Source organism: Pareuzebyella sediminis, from assembly GCF_008367235.1.
Classification (GTDB): Bacteria; Bacteroidota; Bacteroidia; order Flavobacteriales; family Flavobacteriaceae; genus Pareuzebyella; species Pareuzebyella sediminis.
Genome location: NZ_VTZS01000002.1, coordinates 84,772 through 103,476, shown reverse-complemented (window position 1 = coordinate 103,476; position 18,705 = coordinate 84,772). Strand labels below are relative to the sequence as shown.

The 18,705-nt window shown below is 45.9% G+C and carries 14 protein-coding genes; 7 read left to right on the top strand and 7 right to left on the bottom strand.

The features are described from left to right. Window positions 1-7: 7 nt before the first annotated feature. Entirely contained in the window at window positions 8-1,456 is a 1,449-nt protein-coding gene (locus F2B13_RS07055; protein ID WP_149274386.1) for a type III PLP-dependent enzyme domain-containing protein, read from the bottom strand. A gap of 347 nt (window positions 1,457-1,803) precedes the next feature. Here F2B13_RS07055 and F2B13_RS07050 point away from each other — a divergent pair, with 347 nt between their 5' ends. Beyond that, window positions 1,804-2,457, top strand: a complete 654-nt coding sequence (locus F2B13_RS07050) for a hypothetical protein (protein WP_232622904.1) — start codon at window positions 1,804-1,806, stop codon at window positions 2,455-2,457. Between the two features lie 3 nt (window positions 2,458-2,460). Here the strand turns inward: F2B13_RS07050 and iolG are convergent, their stop codons facing one another. Next, on the bottom strand, window positions 2,461-3,471 hold the full coding sequence (gene iolG, locus F2B13_RS07045) for an inositol 2-dehydrogenase (RefSeq protein ID WP_149303842.1): 1,011 nt from the start codon (window positions 3,469-3,471) through the stop codon (window positions 2,461-2,463). 192 nt (window positions 3,472-3,663) lie between these two features. Between iolG and F2B13_RS07040 the strand changes: the two genes are divergently transcribed. The 4 genes from F2B13_RS07040 to F2B13_RS07025 all read left to right on the top strand — a co-directional run bounded on the left by F2B13_RS07040 (window position 3,664) and on the right by F2B13_RS07025 (window position 10,462). Beyond that, window positions 3,664-6,573: a PSD1 and planctomycete cytochrome C domain-containing protein gene (locus F2B13_RS07040; RefSeq protein ID WP_232622903.1), complete on the top strand. Its 2,910-nt coding sequence runs from the start codon at window positions 3,664-3,666 to the stop codon at window positions 6,571-6,573. Window positions 6,574-6,575: 2 nt separating this feature from the next. Continuing rightward, window positions 6,576-8,021 carry a DUF1501 domain-containing protein gene (locus F2B13_RS07035; protein WP_232625201.1) on the top strand — a complete coding sequence of 482 codons (1,446 nt, stop codon included), beginning with the start codon at window positions 6,576-6,578 and terminating at the stop codon, window positions 8,019-8,021. Window positions 8,022-8,128: 107 nt separating this feature from the next. After that, a complete protein-coding gene (locus tag F2B13_RS07030) occupies window positions 8,129-9,043 on the top strand; it encodes a beta-propeller domain-containing protein (RefSeq protein WP_232622902.1) in 915 nt (304 codons plus the stop codon). A 6-nt stretch (window positions 9,044-9,049) separates the two neighbouring features. Further along, window positions 9,050-10,462 carry a c-type cytochrome domain-containing protein gene (locus F2B13_RS07025; RefSeq protein ID WP_149274378.1) on the top strand — a complete coding sequence of 471 codons (1,413 nt, stop codon included), beginning with the start codon at window positions 9,050-9,052 and terminating at the stop codon, window positions 10,460-10,462. A gap of 7 nt (window positions 10,463-10,469) precedes the next feature. On the opposite strand, the gene F2B13_RS07020 is transcribed toward F2B13_RS07025, so the two are convergent. Together F2B13_RS07020 and F2B13_RS07015 are read right to left on the bottom strand one after the other, a co-directional pair. Next, window positions 10,470-11,882, bottom strand: coding sequence for a sulfatase family protein (locus F2B13_RS07020; RefSeq protein ID WP_149274376.1), 1,413 nt, complete (start codon window positions 11,880-11,882; stop codon window positions 10,470-10,472). 205 nt (window positions 11,883-12,087) lie between these two features. Then, window positions 12,088-12,561, bottom strand: coding sequence for a hypothetical protein (locus F2B13_RS07015; RefSeq protein ID WP_149274374.1), 474 nt, complete (start codon window positions 12,559-12,561; stop codon window positions 12,088-12,090). A 349-nt stretch (window positions 12,562-12,910) separates the two neighbouring features. Here F2B13_RS07015 and F2B13_RS07010 point away from each other — a divergent pair, with 349 nt between their 5' ends. Then, window positions 12,911-13,525 (top strand): hypothetical protein, encoded by a 615-nt coding sequence (locus tag F2B13_RS07010; RefSeq protein ID WP_149274371.1) that lies wholly within the window; start codon window positions 12,911-12,913, stop codon window positions 13,523-13,525. A 177-nt stretch (window positions 13,526-13,702) separates the two neighbouring features. Further along, the gene (locus F2B13_RS07005; protein WP_149303840.1) at window positions 13,703-14,944 is read left to right on the top strand and encodes an MFS transporter; all 1,242 of its coding nucleotides are present in this window, start codon (window positions 13,703-13,705) and stop codon (window positions 14,942-14,944) included. A 1,175-nt stretch (window positions 14,945-16,119) separates the two neighbouring features. On the opposite strand, the gene F2B13_RS07000 is transcribed toward F2B13_RS07005, so the two are convergent. From F2B13_RS07000 to F2B13_RS06990, 3 genes are all read right to left on the bottom strand, one after another. Further along, the gene (locus F2B13_RS07000) at window positions 16,120-17,022 is read right to left on the bottom strand and encodes a serine hydrolase (RefSeq protein WP_149303838.1); all 903 of its coding nucleotides are present in this window, start codon (window positions 17,020-17,022) and stop codon (window positions 16,120-16,122) included. Between the two features lie 382 nt (window positions 17,023-17,404). Continuing rightward, the gene (locus F2B13_RS06995) at window positions 17,405-17,707 is read right to left on the bottom strand and encodes a DUF1330 domain-containing protein (protein ID WP_149303836.1); all 303 of its coding nucleotides are present in this window, start codon (window positions 17,705-17,707) and stop codon (window positions 17,405-17,407) included. A 598-nt stretch (window positions 17,708-18,305) separates the two neighbouring features. Next, the gene (locus F2B13_RS06990; protein ID WP_149303834.1) at window positions 18,306-18,662 is read right to left on the bottom strand and encodes a cupin domain-containing protein; all 357 of its coding nucleotides are present in this window, start codon (window positions 18,660-18,662) and stop codon (window positions 18,306-18,308) included. Between the last annotated feature and the right edge of the window lie 43 nt (window positions 18,663-18,705).

Below are 18,705 nucleotides of genomic sequence, written 5' to 3'. Positions count from 1 at the left end.
AATGCAGCTAACCTTTCGCCGCTGTAGTTGTTTTTTTCTTTTTGGATCTATTCCGTGTTGACATATCGTACCCCAAAATTTCTAAGAGGTCCTCGGCCTTTTGCTGAGGGCTGAACAGTTCATAGGTCAACGCTCCTTCTTTATCCCTATCGATCAGAATATGTTTCGGCTGCGGTATCAAACAGTGCTGTAAACCACCAAAACCACCTATGGTCTCTTGATAGGCGCCGGTATTGAAGAAGCCGATATATAATGGCTTGTCTCTCTTATACTTGGGAAGATAGATGGCGTTCATATTCTGCTCGCTGTTATAGTAGTCGTCACTATCACAAGTGAGCCCCCCTAGCAACACTCGTTCATACTCATCTTGCCATCGATTGATGGGCAGTAGAATAAACCGTTTGTTAATCGCCCAAGTATCGGGAAGTGTGGTGATGAAAGAAGAATCGATCATGTTCCATTTCTCACGATCATTCTGTTGTTTCTGGTAAAGGATCTCATAAATCGACCCCCCACTTTCCCCGACCGTAAAACTACCAAACTCGGTAAAAATATGTGGGACGGGCACCTCTGCTTCTTGACAGGCAATGTTGATCTGATTGATAATCTCATCAATCATGTATTGATAATCATATTCAAAGGCGAGCGAGTTCTTGATCGGAAACCCACCTCCAATGTTCAAGCTATCCAGAGAGGGACAGATTTTTCTAAGGCGCACGTACACCTTTAGGCACTTCAATAGTTCGTTCCAGTAATACGAGTTATCACGAATGCCCGTGTTGATGAAAAAGTGGAGCATTTTCAGCTCGACCTTGTCATTGTCTTTGATCTGGTTCTCATAAAACGGCACAATATTCTTATAACCGATTCCCAAACGAGAGGTATAGAACTCAAATTTGGGCTCCTCTTCCGAAGCGATACGTATACCCACTTGAAAATCGTCTTGTATAACCTCAGAAAGCAACTCTATTTCCTCATAATTATCGATGATAGGGATACAATTGCGGTGCCCTTCATTGATCAATCTTCCTATGTTCTCGACGTACTGTTCCCTTTTAAAACCATTACATAGTACATAGGTATCATCTTTGACCTTTCCGTCACGCTTCAAGTTTTCAACGATATTGATATCAAAGGCGGAAGAAGTCTCGATATGAATATCGTTTTTCAAAGCTTCGTAAAGAACATGCTGAAAATGTGAGCTTTTGGTACAATAGCAATATTGGTAGCGCCCTTTGTAGTCATACTTTTGCATGGCATTGGAAAACCAATTCTTAGCGCGTGCTATATTTTCCGAAATCTTGGGTAGATATGTGAATTTCAAAGGACTACCATATTTCTCTACAAGCTCGTTGAGAGGAATATTGTGAAATCGTAGATACTGGTCATCCAAGGCGAACTCTTCCTGTGGAAAATAATAGGTCTGATCAATAAGATCAATGTATTTGGTATTCATTGAGTCGGGTTAGCTACAAAAGTTTTGGTGGAATATAAGGGGATGCTCTCTAAATTAATGGTTCAAATAAGACGATAACTAATTCAATCCCTAAATTAAGATTTGACATTCGGTATCATACTGTACAATACGACAAATGAAAACAAAATATCTTAAAAAACAAGGGGTCAATCCTAAATTACGATAAAATAAGAAAAATAGATTTGACCGATAGATTTCGCACGTAAACTTTAACATCTCCGGTGCCCACATAGCCCTATAATATTTATCTTTATAACCTAGATATAGCTGATATGAAGACCCTATCTTTTTTCACTACTCTTATCCTTTCGCTAACGCTTGCTTTTATGTCAGGCATAAGCGCCCAAATCGAGACCGGAGTGTACTTTGCCGAAGCGGATGGCCAACGCCATGAATTGAAGGTCATCGATAATTATTTCGTACATTCTATCTATTCAGAGGCACCACCCGAATTTAATAAGACCATGGGTGGTTTTTACAAACTCGATGGGGATATCCTAAAAGCCGACTTGGAATTTAATTCGGCCTACGAGAATGACGGGGTGACCGAACTTACTATTCCGGTTTTAGTCGAAAACGGGACGCTTATTTTCGATACCGACCCTCGACTTGTCTTCGAAAAAGCGGCTTCGAACAACCAAGTACTTGACGGCATGTGGCTTTTCGCCACCCGGGGGCCCGATGAGGGACAAGAACGTCGTGGCGACGAGAACCCCCGAAAAACGCTTAAATTCTTAAAGGAAGGTCGTTTTCAGTGGATTGCCTATAATACCGATACGATGCAGTTTTTTGGAACGGGCGGCGGCGATTATTCCGCCAAAAGCGGCGTTTATACAGAAGACATCGAGTACTTCTCAAGAGATAACTCCAGAGTGGGCGCTACTCTGAATTTCAACTACGAAATGAAGGGTGACGACTGGCATCACACCGGAAAGAATAGTCGTGGTGAGCCTATGTATGAGATTTGGTCAAAACGCTGACACTTATCTGAACTTTTCAACTTTGACAGGGCGATTCGCCTTTAACGATTCATAGGCCGCCTCGGCGATAACCATCGCTTCGATACCTTGATCACCATCGATCGGTAGCGGTCGTTGATGCCTTATGGCATCGATAAAGTCTTCCATCTCTTTCATGTAGGAAACCTCGTAACGGTCCATAAAAAAATTAAGATTCACATCAGAACGCGTTCCTTTCTCATAAGCGCGATACACATTGGTCTTATAGGGATTTCTTATCTGGAGCATTCCTTCGGTACCGAAAATTTCAAGCCGCTGATCATACCCATAGACCGCTTTGCGGCTATCTTCAATAACGGCAATAGCGCCATTCTCGAAACGTAGCATGACCATTGAGGAATCTATATCACCTATCTTCCCGATTTCCGGGTCAATCAAACAACCTCCCGTGGCAAAAACCTCATTGACCTTACTGCCCATAATAAATTGCGCCATATCAAAATCGTGAATGGCCATGTCGCGAAAGAGTCCCCCCGATTCTTTCAAATAATCTATGGACGGAGGCCCTGGATCACGACTGATAATATGTAGGCTCAAGGGCGTTCCGATTTCACCGCGTGAAACGGCTTGTTGCACTTTGGCAAAATCAGGATCGAATCTTCTATTAAAAGCGACCATCATTTGGGCATTCTCCTCCTTTATTTTTGCCACCACTTCCTTAGCACGGTCCAGAGACATATCGATGGGTTTTTCGCAAAAAATGATTTTACCCCGTTCCGCGGCCCTGATTATATAGTCTGCATGCGACGCGCTAGGCGAACATATCAGCACTACATCTATACTAGGGTCGTCTAACATGGCGTCGACGTTATCCGAAAGATTAGGCACCCCGTAACGGGCCGCATAGTCCCTGCCTCGCTGTGAGGGGTTCATGACCGCTCCCACTTCGACTCCGTGAAATTTAGTAGACAGGTTTTTGAGGTGAAGTCTCCCAATTCTGCCCATACCGATAATACCTACCTTAATGTGCTCCATACGCTAAAAGTAGCTATTGCCCCTCAGTATTCCAAAGGCAATCAAGCGACAAAATAGGTACTTGGCAAAGCAAATAAACGCATCGGCCCTTTCGGCTTAAATTGTTATATTTGAGTTGAGCTCAATGGGAATATCAATATGCTTTTTTATCGCGGAAAATTTTGTATCGTTTGTTTCATAGTCTTGGCACTTATGTCTTGCAACGAGTCCAAAAAATTCTCCGAACCCCTTCCGGAGACGGTTGATTTTAACTTTCATGTACGACCCATTTTGGTGCAGAATTGTTATCTCTGCCATGGTCCCGACGCCAGTGGCCGAAAGGCCGACCTTCGGCTCGACACCTTCGAAGGTGCCACGGCAGCCTTAAAAGAAGGCGGACATGCCATCGTACCGGGAAGGCCTTCAAAAAGTCAATTGGTCGTTCGTATCAATCACGAAGATGAAGATCTAGTGATGCCTCCGCCCGATTCGAACTATGAGCTCAGCGCACGCGAAAAAGCCATTTTGGAAAAATGGATCGCACAAGGAGCCGAATGGAAACCCCATTGGGCCTTTATAGCACCTGAACTAAAACCCGAAATTACCGATACTCTTTCGATAGACGCCTTCATTGACAAGGCATTGGAGTCTAAAAACCTAACCAAAGCACCCCCAGCGAATAGAAATTCGCTGATCCGTAGGGTCTCCTATTTACTTACGGGCCTTCCTCCCTCGGTTACCGATGTGGAACATTTTACGGCCGACCCTTCAAAAGATGCCTATGAGACAATGGTCGACACCTATCTTAACTCCCCCGCTTTTGGGGAACGTTGGGCAAGACATTGGATGGATCTCGTTCGTTATGCCGAAACCAAGGGACATGAATTCGACTACCCCGTTACAGGAGCCTATAAATATCGTGATTATTTAATTCGGGCATTTAATAATGATGTGCCCTATGATCAGTTTTTAAAGGAACACTTGGCCGGTGACCTCATCGAACAACGTACCGATCCGAAAACCGGTATCTTGGAGTCTCAAATTGCCACCACTTTTTTTTCCATGGGCGAAGGCAAACATTCGCCTGTCGATATCAAACAGGAAGAAGCCCTTTATATCGACAATATGATCGATGTGACCAGTAAGACCTTTCAAGGCCTAACGGTATCCTGTGCCAAATGTCACGACCACAAGTTCGACCCCATATCGGCCGCGGACTATTATGCGTTGTATGGTATCATGGAAAGCTCGAGATTCGGTCCTAGAGCCGACATGACCGATACTACCCTTCATACGGCACAGGAAATAGCCGACCTGCAACGGTATATGAAACAATTGGTCGCTAAAAAGTGGCCCGAAACTCTGGCGGAACAAAGCAAGACCTTAGCAAAGGAGGAAAAAATCAAACCATCGAAGCCTTCCGCTTTCACCACCATAGGTGACTTTCGAAACGCCGATTTTTATGGATGGACGTCCCAAGGCTTGGCTTTTGGGAAGCGCACCACGTTAGGAAATCCGATCGTCGATACCGCCTCAAAAAAATTGATATCCCTTGATGAAGGAAGAGCTTCCAGCAAAGCCCTTGGCACCGAATTCTTCGGTATCCTTCAATCGCCCAACTTTATCTTAGAAAGCGATTATATCGGGGTGAAAGCCAGAGGTTCGAAAAGTACCATCCGTATCATCATCGATAACTTTCAATTGATTCAAAACCCTATTTACGGTGAATTGGAGCAAAAGGTAGATAGTCAGAACTGGCAGCACTATACTTTTGACATCAGCCCTTGGAAAGGCCACAAGGCCTATATTGAAATTCTGCCCGGAGGCTATCAAGGCCATAACTACAGCTTGCCTGAGGGAGCTTTTATCGAAGCGGCGTATGCAATCGGTTTCGATACGGAATGGCCTTCGGAAATAGATGCACTCCCTGCTTTGGATTCTTACAAAATTGACCCAAAAAATCCATTCTTTTCGGCCCGTTTGGTAGCACACCTCAACCGCTCCTTACAAGAAGGGAAGCTGCCCAGTGATTTTCGTGAATTGGCCAGTCTTGCGGATAGCAGCAAAAACTTGAGCCAGAAGCTGCTCACCAAAGGATTCTTTTACGGTATATCCGAGGGATACGGCATCAATAGTCCCATCTTCAATAGGGGCAATCACAATGATCTTTCGGAAGAAAAGGTACCCCGTAGATTTTTATCGGTCCTACCCCAAGGGGACGCCCCTTTTACCACTAAAAAAAGTGGCCGCCTTGAACTCGCCGAAGCGATGCTAGACGAAGACAACCCATTGACCTCTAGGGTTATGGTCAACCGTATTTGGCACCATCTTTTCGGGAAGGGCATCGTAGAAACGGTCGACAATTTTGGCTTGCAGGGAAAACTGCCTTCCCATCCCGAGCTGTTGGACTACCTCGCCCTGCGCTTCGAAAAGGGGGGGTGGTCGATGAAAAACATAATTCGAGAAATTGTGCTTTCGGAAACTTTTAAGCGAAGTACCGAAAGAACAGAAATGCTTTCCGAAAAAGACCCGAAGAACACCTATTTGGCCTCTTTTCCAGTACGTCGACTCGAAGCGGAAGCAATCCGCGACGGTATTCTGGCGGTTTCGCAAAGTCTTGATTCGACTTTGTACGGCCCACCGGTGAAGACCTATCTCACCGAGTTCATGCAAGGCCGGGGGCGACCCTCGGAATCAGGGCCTATCGATGGGGAGGGTAGGCGTAGCATTTACCAAGAGGTACGCCGCAATTTTCTGGAGCCGATGATGGTTACCTTTGATCGCCCCATTCCGTTCAGTACCTTCGGTAAGCGTAACGTAACCAACGTGCCCGCACAATCACTTACGCTAATGAACGACCCCTTCGTGGCACAACAGGCCGAGATTATGGCACAACATCTGCTTGCCCAAGATCTCGATTTCACACAAAAAATCGAGTGGGTCTATTTACATGCCTTTGCTAGAAAACCTACGCCCGATGAACTCCAACAGGCCGAACAATTTATGGCAGACCTAAAAAAGATGGAAGCAGAAGGAGAACCCTATATAGACGTGGCATTGGATAGTTGGAAAGATTTCTGCCATAGCATCTTTAATGTAAAGGAATTTATTTACCTTATCTGATTATGGGAAAGTACGACCATTTTATGCAACGCCCCCTCTCACGTCGTGAGATGCTCGGTATCTGTAAAGGGGGGTTTGGAGCCTTGGCATTCACCTCCCTTTTCGGTGGACTTTCGTTGGGTTGCAGTCGGTCGGCGACCACGACTTCTTCCTCAGGGTTATACGTAGGCCCTCATTATATGCCCAGGGCCAAGAATATTATTTTTCTTTATATGGACGGTGGGGTCTCTCAAGTAGATTCGTTCGATCCCAAACCGCGGCTCGCAAAAGAACATGGGGAAGACCCAAAACAGAAATTCAAGGTAGATGCCACGCAATTTGACAATGTCGGAAAGATTCTCAAAAGCCCTTGGGAGTTCAATCAATATGGCGAATGTGGAATGCCTGTCAGTGAATTGTTTCCGCATATTGCCACCTGTGTCGATGATATTGCCTTGATACGATCGATGACCTCCAATTTTCCCGAGCATACGAATGCCAATTATTTTCTGCATACCGGAAGCGGCATTCAAGGAAGACCGAGTATGGGATCTTGGATGACCTATGGCCTAGGGAGCGAAAACAAGAATATTCCCGGCTACGTGGTCTTGGATGGTGGCCTTATTCCTCCGGGCGGTCTCGATAACTTTAAAAACGGTTTTCTGCCCGCTTCCTACCAAGCTTCCGTCTTACGTGCGGGTGCCGAGCCTATCGCCAATATCAAGCCTCAAGAAAACATAACCGCCCTTCAAGAGAAAAAATTAGGCTTTATCAAAAACATCGACAATAGCTTGATCGGAAAAATGGGGCAGGTCGATGCCGTCGAGTCGGCTATATCGAATTACGAACTGGCCTATCAGATGCAATCGTCGATTCCTGAACTTACCGAATTCTCTGCAGAGTCGAAAGCCACCAAAAAATTATACGGCATGGATTCGGATGACCCGCATACCCGAGGCTATGCGGCACAGTGTTTGCTCGCCCGAAGATTGGTCGAACGTGGGGTTCGGTTCATCGAACTGACCTGTCCTAAGGTAGAGGCCGACCGATGGGACCAACACAGTAATCTTATCGAGGGCCATGAGCGCAATGCCCATGCCGTCGACCAACCCATTGCAGGACTGCTCAAAGACTTAAAATCGCGTGGGCTGCTGGAAGAGACCTTGGTAGTCTGGACCGGGGAATTTGGCCGTACTCCCTTTGCCCAGGGCACAAATGGACGTGATCATAATCCTTCGGCTTTCAGTATGTGGATGGCCGGAGCGGGAATCAAGGGAGGTACCATTTTCGGAAAGACCGACGAATATGGCTATCGGGTCATTGAAAACGAAGTGACCATACACGACTTACATGCCACGATTATGCATTTACTGGGTATCGACCACGAACGCCTGACCTTTCGTTTTGGAGGGCGGGATATGCGCTTGACCGATGTGCACGGTCACGTTATGAAAGATGTTTTAGCTTGATGTTCCATATAAAAATGGCAGTAGCAGTAGGCAGATAGTTGCAATTTAGCAGCTCATTGGCTTTTTGCGCGTTGCGGCACCGTAAGCATGAAACCGAAAGAATTACAATGAATAAAAGAATAAAGATGGGGTGGGTGCCCTTAATGTTGTTGCCTCTATTCCTTTTGGGTCAAAATACCCAGGAAATAACCCATTCCTTTTTCATGGCCGGCCCACAATTCACCGGAATTATCGGAGAAGCCAATGAGGTACTCTGGGATTCCGAAAAACCCGGTGCCCGCGATGGCTACGTGCTCGACAATGGAAACATTCTGATTTGTTGGGCCGACGAGGTCAAAGAATACGATCGGAACAAAAAGGTAATCTTCACCTACTCTAAATCCGAACCCCCCATGGAATTGGGGACTGCCGTTCGGCTTCGAAACGGAAATACCATGATAACCGAATCGGGTACAAAACCCCGAATCGTTGAAGTGGATAAAGAGGGGAAAGTGGTTCAAAGTGTTCCGCTACTTCCCGAAACCGACAATGTGCATATGCAGACCCGAATGGCCCGAAAGTTAGCCAATGGTAATTACCTCGTTCCACATTTATTGGCCTTTGCCGTCAAAGAATATCGACTTGACGGAACTGTAGTGAATACCTTTAAAACGGACAAAGGAGCACTCGGCGGAAGAGCGGCCGAAAACTGGCCTTTTACGGCCATTCGACTGAAGAATGGACGTACCTTGGTCACCCTTACCCATGGCAATAAAGTGGTCGAACTTGATAAAGATGGCCAAGTGGTCTGGAAAGCAACCAATGACGACTTTGATGAAAAACCTTTTGCCGACCCATGTGGAGCACAACGATTACCCAATGGCCATACCGTTATTGCCAGTTATGGTGCGAAAGAAGGCATCAAATTATTTGAAATCGATAAGGATAAAAATTTGCTTTGGAAATATATGGGCTACAACGTGCATCATTTTCAACTCTTGACCACCAATGGCAAGAAACTTAAAGGTACTCCGTTAAAATAAGCGTTGATGGAGTGGACTATCGTTCTGAATAACGGCTTTCTTGAAAACCCTCCCGACGTTCTAAAATTTTTAGGAAGGTTCCATCCAATGGTGGTACATCTGCCTATTGGGTTTTTACTGATGGCCGGTATTTCTCAGCTCGCGACCCGGTGGCCTAAGTTTTATACTTTGAAACCTTACACCCCTTACTTATGGGCCCTGGGTGCATGGAGTGCTTTCTTCTCCGTAGTATTCGGCTACTTGCTTTCCCTTTCGGGTGATTACGATACGGACACCCTATTTTGGCACCAGTGGAGCGGCATCGCCCTATTGGCCCTTTCGACAGGCTGCTATTTGTTATTTAAAAGTCAGTTTCGCCTTAGCGCTTATATCACATGGGTCCCGGTAGTTCTAGTAGTCGTGCTTTTGATGTACACCGGCCATCTGGGCGGAAATCTGACCCATGGTTCTACCTACCTGCTCGAGTATGCCCCCAATACGTTGCGTAATGTGGCGGGACTGCCTCCTAAGAAAGAACCTAGAAAAAAAGTTGCGGTCATTGATTCAGCCGATATCTTTCTTGATTTAGTAGTACCGATCATGGAAAGAAAGTGCGTGAGCTGCCATAATGAAGGAAAGCGAAAGGGTGACTTACTACTCACTTCCCACAACCATATATTGGCAGGAGGCGAAAGTAACGAGACCGTGCTGCCAGGAAATCCTGAGGGTAGCGAACTCTTTCGACGCATAACCCTTCCCGAAACCCATGATGACTTTATGCCCTCCGAGGGAAAACCACCCCTATCCGACGAAGAGGTTGAGATTATCGGCTTTTGGATTCAAGCTGGAGCTTTGCCTAACGGATATGTTACCGAACTCCCTGCCAACGACGCCATTCTTCCGACGGTCATACACTACTTAGGCCTTGATAGGAATACCGTGTTCAATAAGATCCCCCCTGTACCGAACGCTGCCGATATCGATTCCCTTCAAAATAAGGGCTTCTTGATGAACCGATTAATGGAAGACAAGCACTTTTACGAGGCCAATTTCAGCTTGAGCGGCAGAAGTTTCAAACCGAGCGATGCCCAAATGCTTATCGCACTCAAAGAACAGCTCGTATGGTTGAACTTGGCCAATGCCGCGGTGAAAGATGTGCATCTCGAAAAAATAGGCCAGCTTGAAAATTTAGTTCGGCTCGACCTGCGCGGCAATCCGATTACCGATGTGGGCATAGCCCATCTTTTAACACTGAAAAATCTAGAATCGCTCAACCTCTTCGGTACCCAAGTTTCAGATGGTGTGTTCGAGTTGCTTCCCCAATTTCCCAAACTTAAAACGGTCTATCTTTGGCAAACGCCTACCAACGATTCGTTGGCCCTACAATTTCAAAAGGCCCATAAAAATATAACTATAGTTTACGAAAGGGAGGGTTTCTAAGCATGGCCTAGTCGAACCATAGGGTTTCGAAAGCCGTACGCAGGTCGTTCAAGATTTGAGTGTGATCTGCACTAGCGGTAAAATGTCTTGTCTCGTAGGGGTCGCGGTTCAAATCCAATAATTGTTCCTCTACTTCATCTCCAAAATAGCGGATGTACTTATAGCCGTCTTTATGAACCACCATACGACCTACCTCACATTCTACGCCCAAGGTTTCCCGCCAATCGTCTCCCCCCTCGAGCAACGGTTTGAGACTTAAGCCCCTTTTATCGGCTTGGGTCGGTATACCGGCATAGTCGGTCAACGTGGGTAACACATCCAGACCATTGGACACCAAATGGGTATCATCGACCACACCGGCCGGAATTTTGCCCTTCCACATCATCATAAAAGGCACGTTGGTCGCCTCTTCGTATGGGGTGGACTTATGTTCCATACGATGGGAGCCATCCATATCGCCATGATCGGAAGAGAAGACGATAAGCGTGTTTTCTTCTTGGCCCGAAGCACGAACCGCATCGAGTACGGTCTGTACCTGTTGGTCTACGGTCTCCGTGAGCCGCGCATAGGCCCAACGGTGCATGCGCCAGTCCTTTTCTGAATATGCTTCTCGGGCCTTCTTTCTAAAATTCCGCTGGGCAATGAGGGCCTTGATGGCTTGAGGCTCATCTATTTGAGGTTCGAAATTAGGTGGTAGAGGCGGGGCATACGAGGTATAGAACGCCTCATCACTGACTCCCTTTGGCTTTACCAAAGCCTTGTCTAAAGTGGCCGTTTCCACTACCCCCTTGCTCACCAACAATTTTTCGTGTTCGGTCTCTGCAAAATCGCGAATGGCCATATAGCAAATATCGTGTGGATTGATCAATGACACTACCATAAAGAAAGGCTTGGAATGCTTGTTCTTAATATAGTCGGCCGCCTCGGCTGCCAGGCCTTCTCGTTCGTTGGTACTAATGACCTTAAAACCCAGGGTTTCGGGAGTCAAAGGTTGGGGAAGGTGCTGTTTGCCCCCGAATACCAGTTCGTAGCCGGCTTCTTTTAAGCGTATGGGCAAGCTGTTCTCACGAACCGCCTCAGGGAGGGTAGCGACCCGCATTGCCCCCCAGTTCTCATATACTTTTTGACCTGTCGTATCTTGAAACGCACTGGGAAAGCGACCTGTCATCAAACTCATACGCGAGGGCGAGCAGACCGGGTTGGTCACATAGGCCCTCGTAAAGCGTACGCCGTGCTCGGCAATATAGTCCATAGCCGGGGTCTTGAGCCATTTATTACCTGCGCAGCTCATCATAGAGGCGCTTTGCTGGTCGGTATAGATATAAATGATGTTCGGTTTTTCGGTGCTTTGGGCAAAGACACCTGCTACGTAAAAAAAGAGAAGGGTACCCAAAGAAAGAAACTCTTTTGAAAAGCGCATGGTTAGTTTTTAGGTCTATACAATTCCTCCTAAAATACGATGGAAATCCAAGGGTATCAAATTTTCTCTACAGATAGCTGTTCAACGTTTTCCTCACCTATCCGCGAAAATGACCATAATCGGTTTTAGCGCCTATGGATTGAGCATCTGGCGGTCGCTACATCTTTGTACTGATTGGGCTTTACAAGGATCATAATGGCCCTGGTCATTCGGTACGCTCATGGATCAACGCAATTTTTTCATTCACCTTGTCCATAAAATCGTGTAAATAGGTGGGCACATTATCCTTCATCTGGTCGATTCTCCAACGGCTCACGATGCCATAGTTGGAATATTGAATATGTAGACCTCCTCCATCCGCGCAATCGGGACAACCGAAGACCTCTTTCCTTTCGCTTAGCAATTGCACCGGAAAATAATCTTGTAAATCCCTGACCTCATCGAACAGCCCGGATTCCAGGGGGACAAATTCCAGATTTTCCCCCGAATAATCATCAACAGTATCCTCAAATACGCCTTTGTCGGTGAGTTTAAAGATTTCAACACACCCTTCCCCGATACATTCCCCATAGAAATGTCCGAAAATCAGAAAATCTTGCTCATTGATCTCAAGGCCTTCGTCTTTGTTACAGGATAACAAAATGGCCAGACCGCTGATGAGCATAGCTACACTTTTCATTCCATTATTTAGGAATAAGATGTAGCCTTGCCTTTTCGGTTGCGTTCAAGATGTGTGCCTCCTAGTGCTATTTTAGATGCTGGCAACTCATATCCCTCTATAAAGAAGAGAGGTAGCGAATTTATCAAAATGATGTATTTACCTACATATAAAATAGATTATTCCTCCTAATAATTCGATACGAATACATGTACTATTCCTGAACCCCGATTAATCGATAAAAGGCTCGTTTTTATAGACGAAATTGTTCTGTTGAAACTCGTTTTTTCCCTTTGTTTTTTTACCTTCAGAAACGTCGATATCTCGGCGGGGCAAACGGAAAAAGAACACCTTTAAACTAACTGATTTTATGAGTGCTGCTTATGCACAATCGGGTCCACCCTTGGCTCCGGCCACCCTACAATCCTTTCTCTGGGACAATGGAAACATACTTTTAATTTCGCTTTTTATTTCATCCCTCCTGTTTTTAGCTTGGTATTTTGGCATCAATTTACCCCAACAACATCGAGAAAAAAGGCAATGGCTCAGCGAGCATTCGGGTCTTTTGCGACAACAACTTATTTTAAGGTATTTGTTACACCAACTTGGCCATTGGGTGTATGGCTGTAGCCGATGTCAGAACACCCACATGCAACTTTGGAACTGTCAGGAACAGGTATTGGTCGTTAGATGCCGCTCATGTAAAATGAACTATACCCTAACGGAGACCCAGAGCAAACTGGTACCCATGATTCTCTCTACGGCAGACGGTGGAAAGATGATGGTCAACACTTTAATGGAAAAGCGCCATGAGGCCCTTGGAAAATTTTTAATGCAAAAGTTTACCTTAGACCATTCATCCGTTGCTTCTACAGAAAATCCATTGGGCGCCTTCCATTTTACCGCAAAAAGCCGAGAACAAGTGCCCCATGCGGCTGTTCGCAATATTTATTTGCGTGAATGGGAAGTGGTATCCCCCAATTAATCGTATTCGATTCAAACCGTATAACGGTATCGTTCGTACCTATCCCTTCTTATAGGCGGGTACGAAAACGTTCGCTAAAGGACCTGTCGATTACAAATCCGTGGGCATTCGATACGAAAAGATTGCCAGTTGGGCCTTACCTTTACCGCGAGTTAAATACCCAATCACTTATTACGAATGGCGGTAAAACCCACCCTTTTATGGCTTCGCCCGAATACGGTGAAGAAACTACGGCCGAGACATAAGGGTATTGCGACAGTACTGGCCTTTCTGACCATTCCCTTATCAGGTTTTATTACCGATATGTACGCGCCTTCTATGCCGGCCATGGCCCTGGCCCTGGAACAGAGCGACGCCGCCGTACAGTTCACGCTTACCCTCTTTTTATTGAGCTATGCCCTTACCCAGTTTTTTACGGGGCCGTTAATGGACAGCTTTGGCAGGTATCGCTTGACCTTGATCGCCCTGATGGCATTCATTGCCAGTAACATCACCATTGCCTTGACCCTGCACATCGAGGTCATTTATGCCATGCGGGTACTGCAAGGGATGGCCATAGGCTGTATCGGAGTCTCGAAACGCAGCTTTTTCGTAGATGTACACGAAGGGGAGAAAAGAAAGCATTACTTGAGCCTTATGTCTATCGTATGGTCCATTGCACCCATTATTGCCCCTTTTATAGGAGGCTATCTGCAACATTATTTCGATTGGCAGGCCAGTTTTTACGTATTGGCAGGCTATGCCTCCCTGCTCCTTCTTTTTGAACTGTTTTTCTCCGGGGAGACCGTTCCGGAGTACCGGCCCTTTAAGTGGGCGTCGATTCTTGAAGATTATGGCGTGATGCTGCGTACGCCCTTGTTTCTTTACGGGGTTATCTGTGTAGGCCTGAGCTACGGTACCACAATGGTCTTCAACCTTGCCGGGGCCTTTATTATTGAGCACGGAATGGGATATACCCCGGTGGTGGCCGGTTATGCCTCCCTTTTTATGGGTATCGCTTGGTTATGTGGTGGGTTTTTGGGAAAACTGCTTATTGACCGACCTTTCTTACCGAAGTTGCGCATTGCCAGTTATTTGGAATTGGTGGCCATTGGCCTAATGATCATAAGTACCTATTGGTGGCAAAACCTATACAGCTTGGTGTTCTTTGCTTTTTTGGTACATGTCGGTGTCGGGTTTATCTTCAACAACTACTTTGCCTATTGTATCGGGCGCTTCCCAAAAATGGCGGGTATTTCCGGTGGATTTATCGGCGGTTCCGCCTTTTTTATCACCTCGATCTTTAGCTATGGAGTAGTCGGACTGATCGGACCAGAAACCCAACAGGGACTGGGGTTCTCGTACTTCGGACTTTGCGTTTTAATTTTTGTCATCCTTCAATTTTTGGCCAAAGCCGAAAAAAATGGTTTGACCCATTAAGCTCCACTTGTCATTCCTGAGACAAGAGGAATCGAGTAACGTAATGCCTTACGCAAAATGGATTCCGCACCAGGTGCGGAAGGACAGGTTGGGTTTCTTTTCCCCCACTCAAGGATTGTCATTCCTGCGAAAGCAGGAATCCAAGGTAACACTACGTGCCTGCAGTGCGGAAGATTCATTGTCGAGCAAGGAATGACAAAACGCTAAGGAATGGATTCCGTATCCGATGCGGAAGGACAGGCTGGGTTTCTCTTCCCCCGCTCAAGGATTGTCATTCCTGCGAAAGCAGGAATCCAGAAAACGTTACGTGCCAAGGGTGCAGAGATTCCTTGTCGAGCAAGGAATGACAAAACGCTGAGGAATGGATTCCGCATCAGGTGCGGAATGACAGGGCTCCCTTGAACATTATTGCGTGTCATTCCTGCGAAAGCAGGAATCCAGAAAACGAAACGCGCCCCGTGCCGAAGATTACTTGTCAAACAAGGAATGACAAAACGCTGAGGAATGGATTCCTTATCCAATACGGAATGACAGGCTGGGTTTCTTTTCCCCCGCTCAAGGATTGGCATTCCTGCGAAAGCAGGAATCCTGAAAAGGTTACGTGCCCGCCGCGTAGACGATTCCTTGTCGAGCAAGGAATGACAAAACGCTGAAGAATGGATTCCGCATCAGGTGCGGAATGACAGGTTCTAATCCTTACATCAGTTGTCATTCCTGCGAAAGCAGGAATCCAAAAAAACGAAATGCGCCCCGCGCAGAAGATTCCTTGTCGGGCAAGGAATAACATAACGCTGAAGAATGGATTCCGCATCCAATGCGGATGGACAGTGCCCCCTTGAACATTCTTGCGTGTCATTCCTGCGAAGCAGGAAGCCAAGAAAACGTTACGTGCCTGCCGTGCAGAGATTCCTTGTCCAGCAAGGAATGACAAAATGCTGAAGAATGGATTCCGTATCCAATGCGGATGGACAGTGCTCCCTTGAACATTATTACGTGTCATTCCTGCGAAAGCAGGAATCCAAGAAAAGGCTACGTGCCTGCCGTGCAGAAGATTCCTTGTCAAACAAGGAATGACAAAACGCTGAAGAAAGGATTCCGTATCCGATGTGGAATGACAGGGCTCCCTTGAACATTATTGCGTGTCATTCCTGCGAAAGCAGGAATCCACAACCATTCTACTCCTGTAGCATATACTCGTAGATCGTTTTCGATATGCCCGCCAATTGTTCGGTGCCCTCTTCAAAATTCTCAAGATTCTTCGAAAGCAATACCAACACATACGAACGGCCATCGGGCAAATACACGATACCGGCATCGTGGTGAACCCCGGTAATCGATCCCGTCTTATGGGCGACCTCCACCGAATCAGGCAGGTAGAACGGAATAATCTCATTAAACCGCTGGTCTTTCAGAATGCGTAGCATCTCTTTACAGTCATCCGGACTACCCGCTTTGTGCTCGGCAATGGCCTGCATAATGACCATCAAGTCCCTTGCGGTGGTGGTATTGCTCAGCCCTAGCTCATAGGCCTTGATGTCTTCGACGCCACGTAACACCTCGATGTTTTGGGCACCGAGATCGCGCATGGTAGCCGTGACCTTTTTCGCATCGGCCCATTCGATGAGCACATTGGTCGCCAAATTGCTGCTTACGGTAATCATGGGGTACAACAAATCGTAAAAGGTCATCTTTTGGCCAATGTTGCTGTACATAACATCATCACTATCGTCGTCGATGCTCATTTGATACGGACTGCCATCGACAATGCTCTTGAATTCGTTGACCAAGAGGATGGAATCGTTAAGGTCGATCAAGCCCTCCCGCTGTTGTTTAAACAGTTCGATCATCACCGGTACTTTCATGGTACTGGCGGCGTGGAAGGTTTCATCACCATGGATCAGCAGTCTATCGTCGGGATCGGATAGGTTTTGAAAGGCCACCGCCACCTCGCCGTCTATGGCATCGATTTGGGTGCGAATGTGGGTGCCCAATAAGGCCTGTTTCGACCGATGGGGCTGGCAGGCACCCAGGCCGAAAATGAGCAAAAAAATACCCGTGCACTTTAAAAAATCAGTCATCTTCGATGTATCTGGTATATAGCGGATAATTGTCTTTTACTTCGTTTTGTATCGGTACCGCAAACACCGTACGTTAAAGGTAGGGAAATGAAAGTATATAGGCTTTGGGAAAGGCTGAACGCGTAAATAATAGGTGACCTTGCCCATAGCAGGGATCACATCGATTAGCAAGAGACGGAACTTCGTATAGCTTATTATCATACAGCTGCCGTTACACCCACTAAAAAGTGTATAACTATAGAGCCTGTGCTGAACTTGATTCAGTAATGCCGAGCAAGTTATATAAAAGGAAAAAAAGGGGGTTAAGGCAAAAAGTACATATTAATTAAGTTTAAAGAACTGGACTAGGGCTTTTCATAGGATACCTTGTTGTGCGTTCGTCTTATAATTTTTCTCCCTTTACAAGTAGAATTGATTTTATTGACTCGTCTTTCAGGTGAATAAACCCCAACCTACTATCATCTTTCATAAACTCAGTCAGGTCTTGCTCAGATTCAAATGAAATAAAATGTATTTCATAAGGTGTTTCTTTGTCATTATCTATAAAATCATTTTTCGAAGGTCTTAGTCTATAAATTAATTTGCCGTTGTATTTCTCCATCAACGGAATAGCATGCCTCTCAAATTCCAGGAACTTTTCCTCTTTACCCTCCTTGACAAAAATTAGTTGAGTAATATAAATCATGCATTGTTCATTGTATGAATGACACACAACCACCTGCTAACCAAGACATCTGCGAACGCAGTGTGCGGGTTGTGGCGCCGGTATTGATTTCTACGGAAATATAGCAAAATCCCTTAACTATGAATGTGATAATGAAATACCATATAAAATCACTTCCGTCGTTCGTCGACCGCAGCGCGCACCGTAACATCGGTTTTCACTGTTTCGATATTGAGAATATAGTACCGTACCACCGAGCGTAGCGACCGATGAACACCCGTAAAATAAAAAAAAATGGGGAACAAATGGTTCTTAGCCCTGCGCTATGGCTCGTTGGCCGCTTGAGCATACGGTAGAAAGCCGGTTGGGAAATGGGTGTCCCTGCAATTTGGTGTAGCAGGTCGTTAGGGCCTATTACTATCTAGGAGGAAGTGCCATGGCACGTGGCAACAAACGTCAGCTGCAGCTGAATATGCCCTACCGTCAATTGTATGAGTAGTGGCAGGTTGCATTCTAATTGGATTGCCAAACCGCTATGCGGTTTGAGTGGCTATAAAGATTTATTTTCCTCAATTTGCCTGCCATTACCTATACAAAATATTGGCAACAGTTTTACCTTTTATTCTTTCAAATACACCAGAATCATCTTCGTCGGTTGGTCTCCTATGTTAGTAACCGAATGCGTTTCAGCAACATCAAACCAGATTGAAGTTCCTGACTTTACTTCCATTTCTTGTGGCTCCCCATTTTCGGGCGTAATCCGGACTTTTGCATCGGTTAAAACAGTAGTTAAATGTGGTTCATGGTGGTGCATACCTACGCCACAAACATCACCTTCCGGTTGACTAGTATGCTCAATTACTTTCATTTTGTCGTTGTCAATTATCACCTTTTCTCCCGGCCCGGCAGTTACAGTATTTTGCCCAAAGGTTACAGCGCTTACAAATAGCATGGATGTTACTAATAGATACTTCATAATTCTAAATTTTAATGATTAATAAATACATCACAAATTTAGA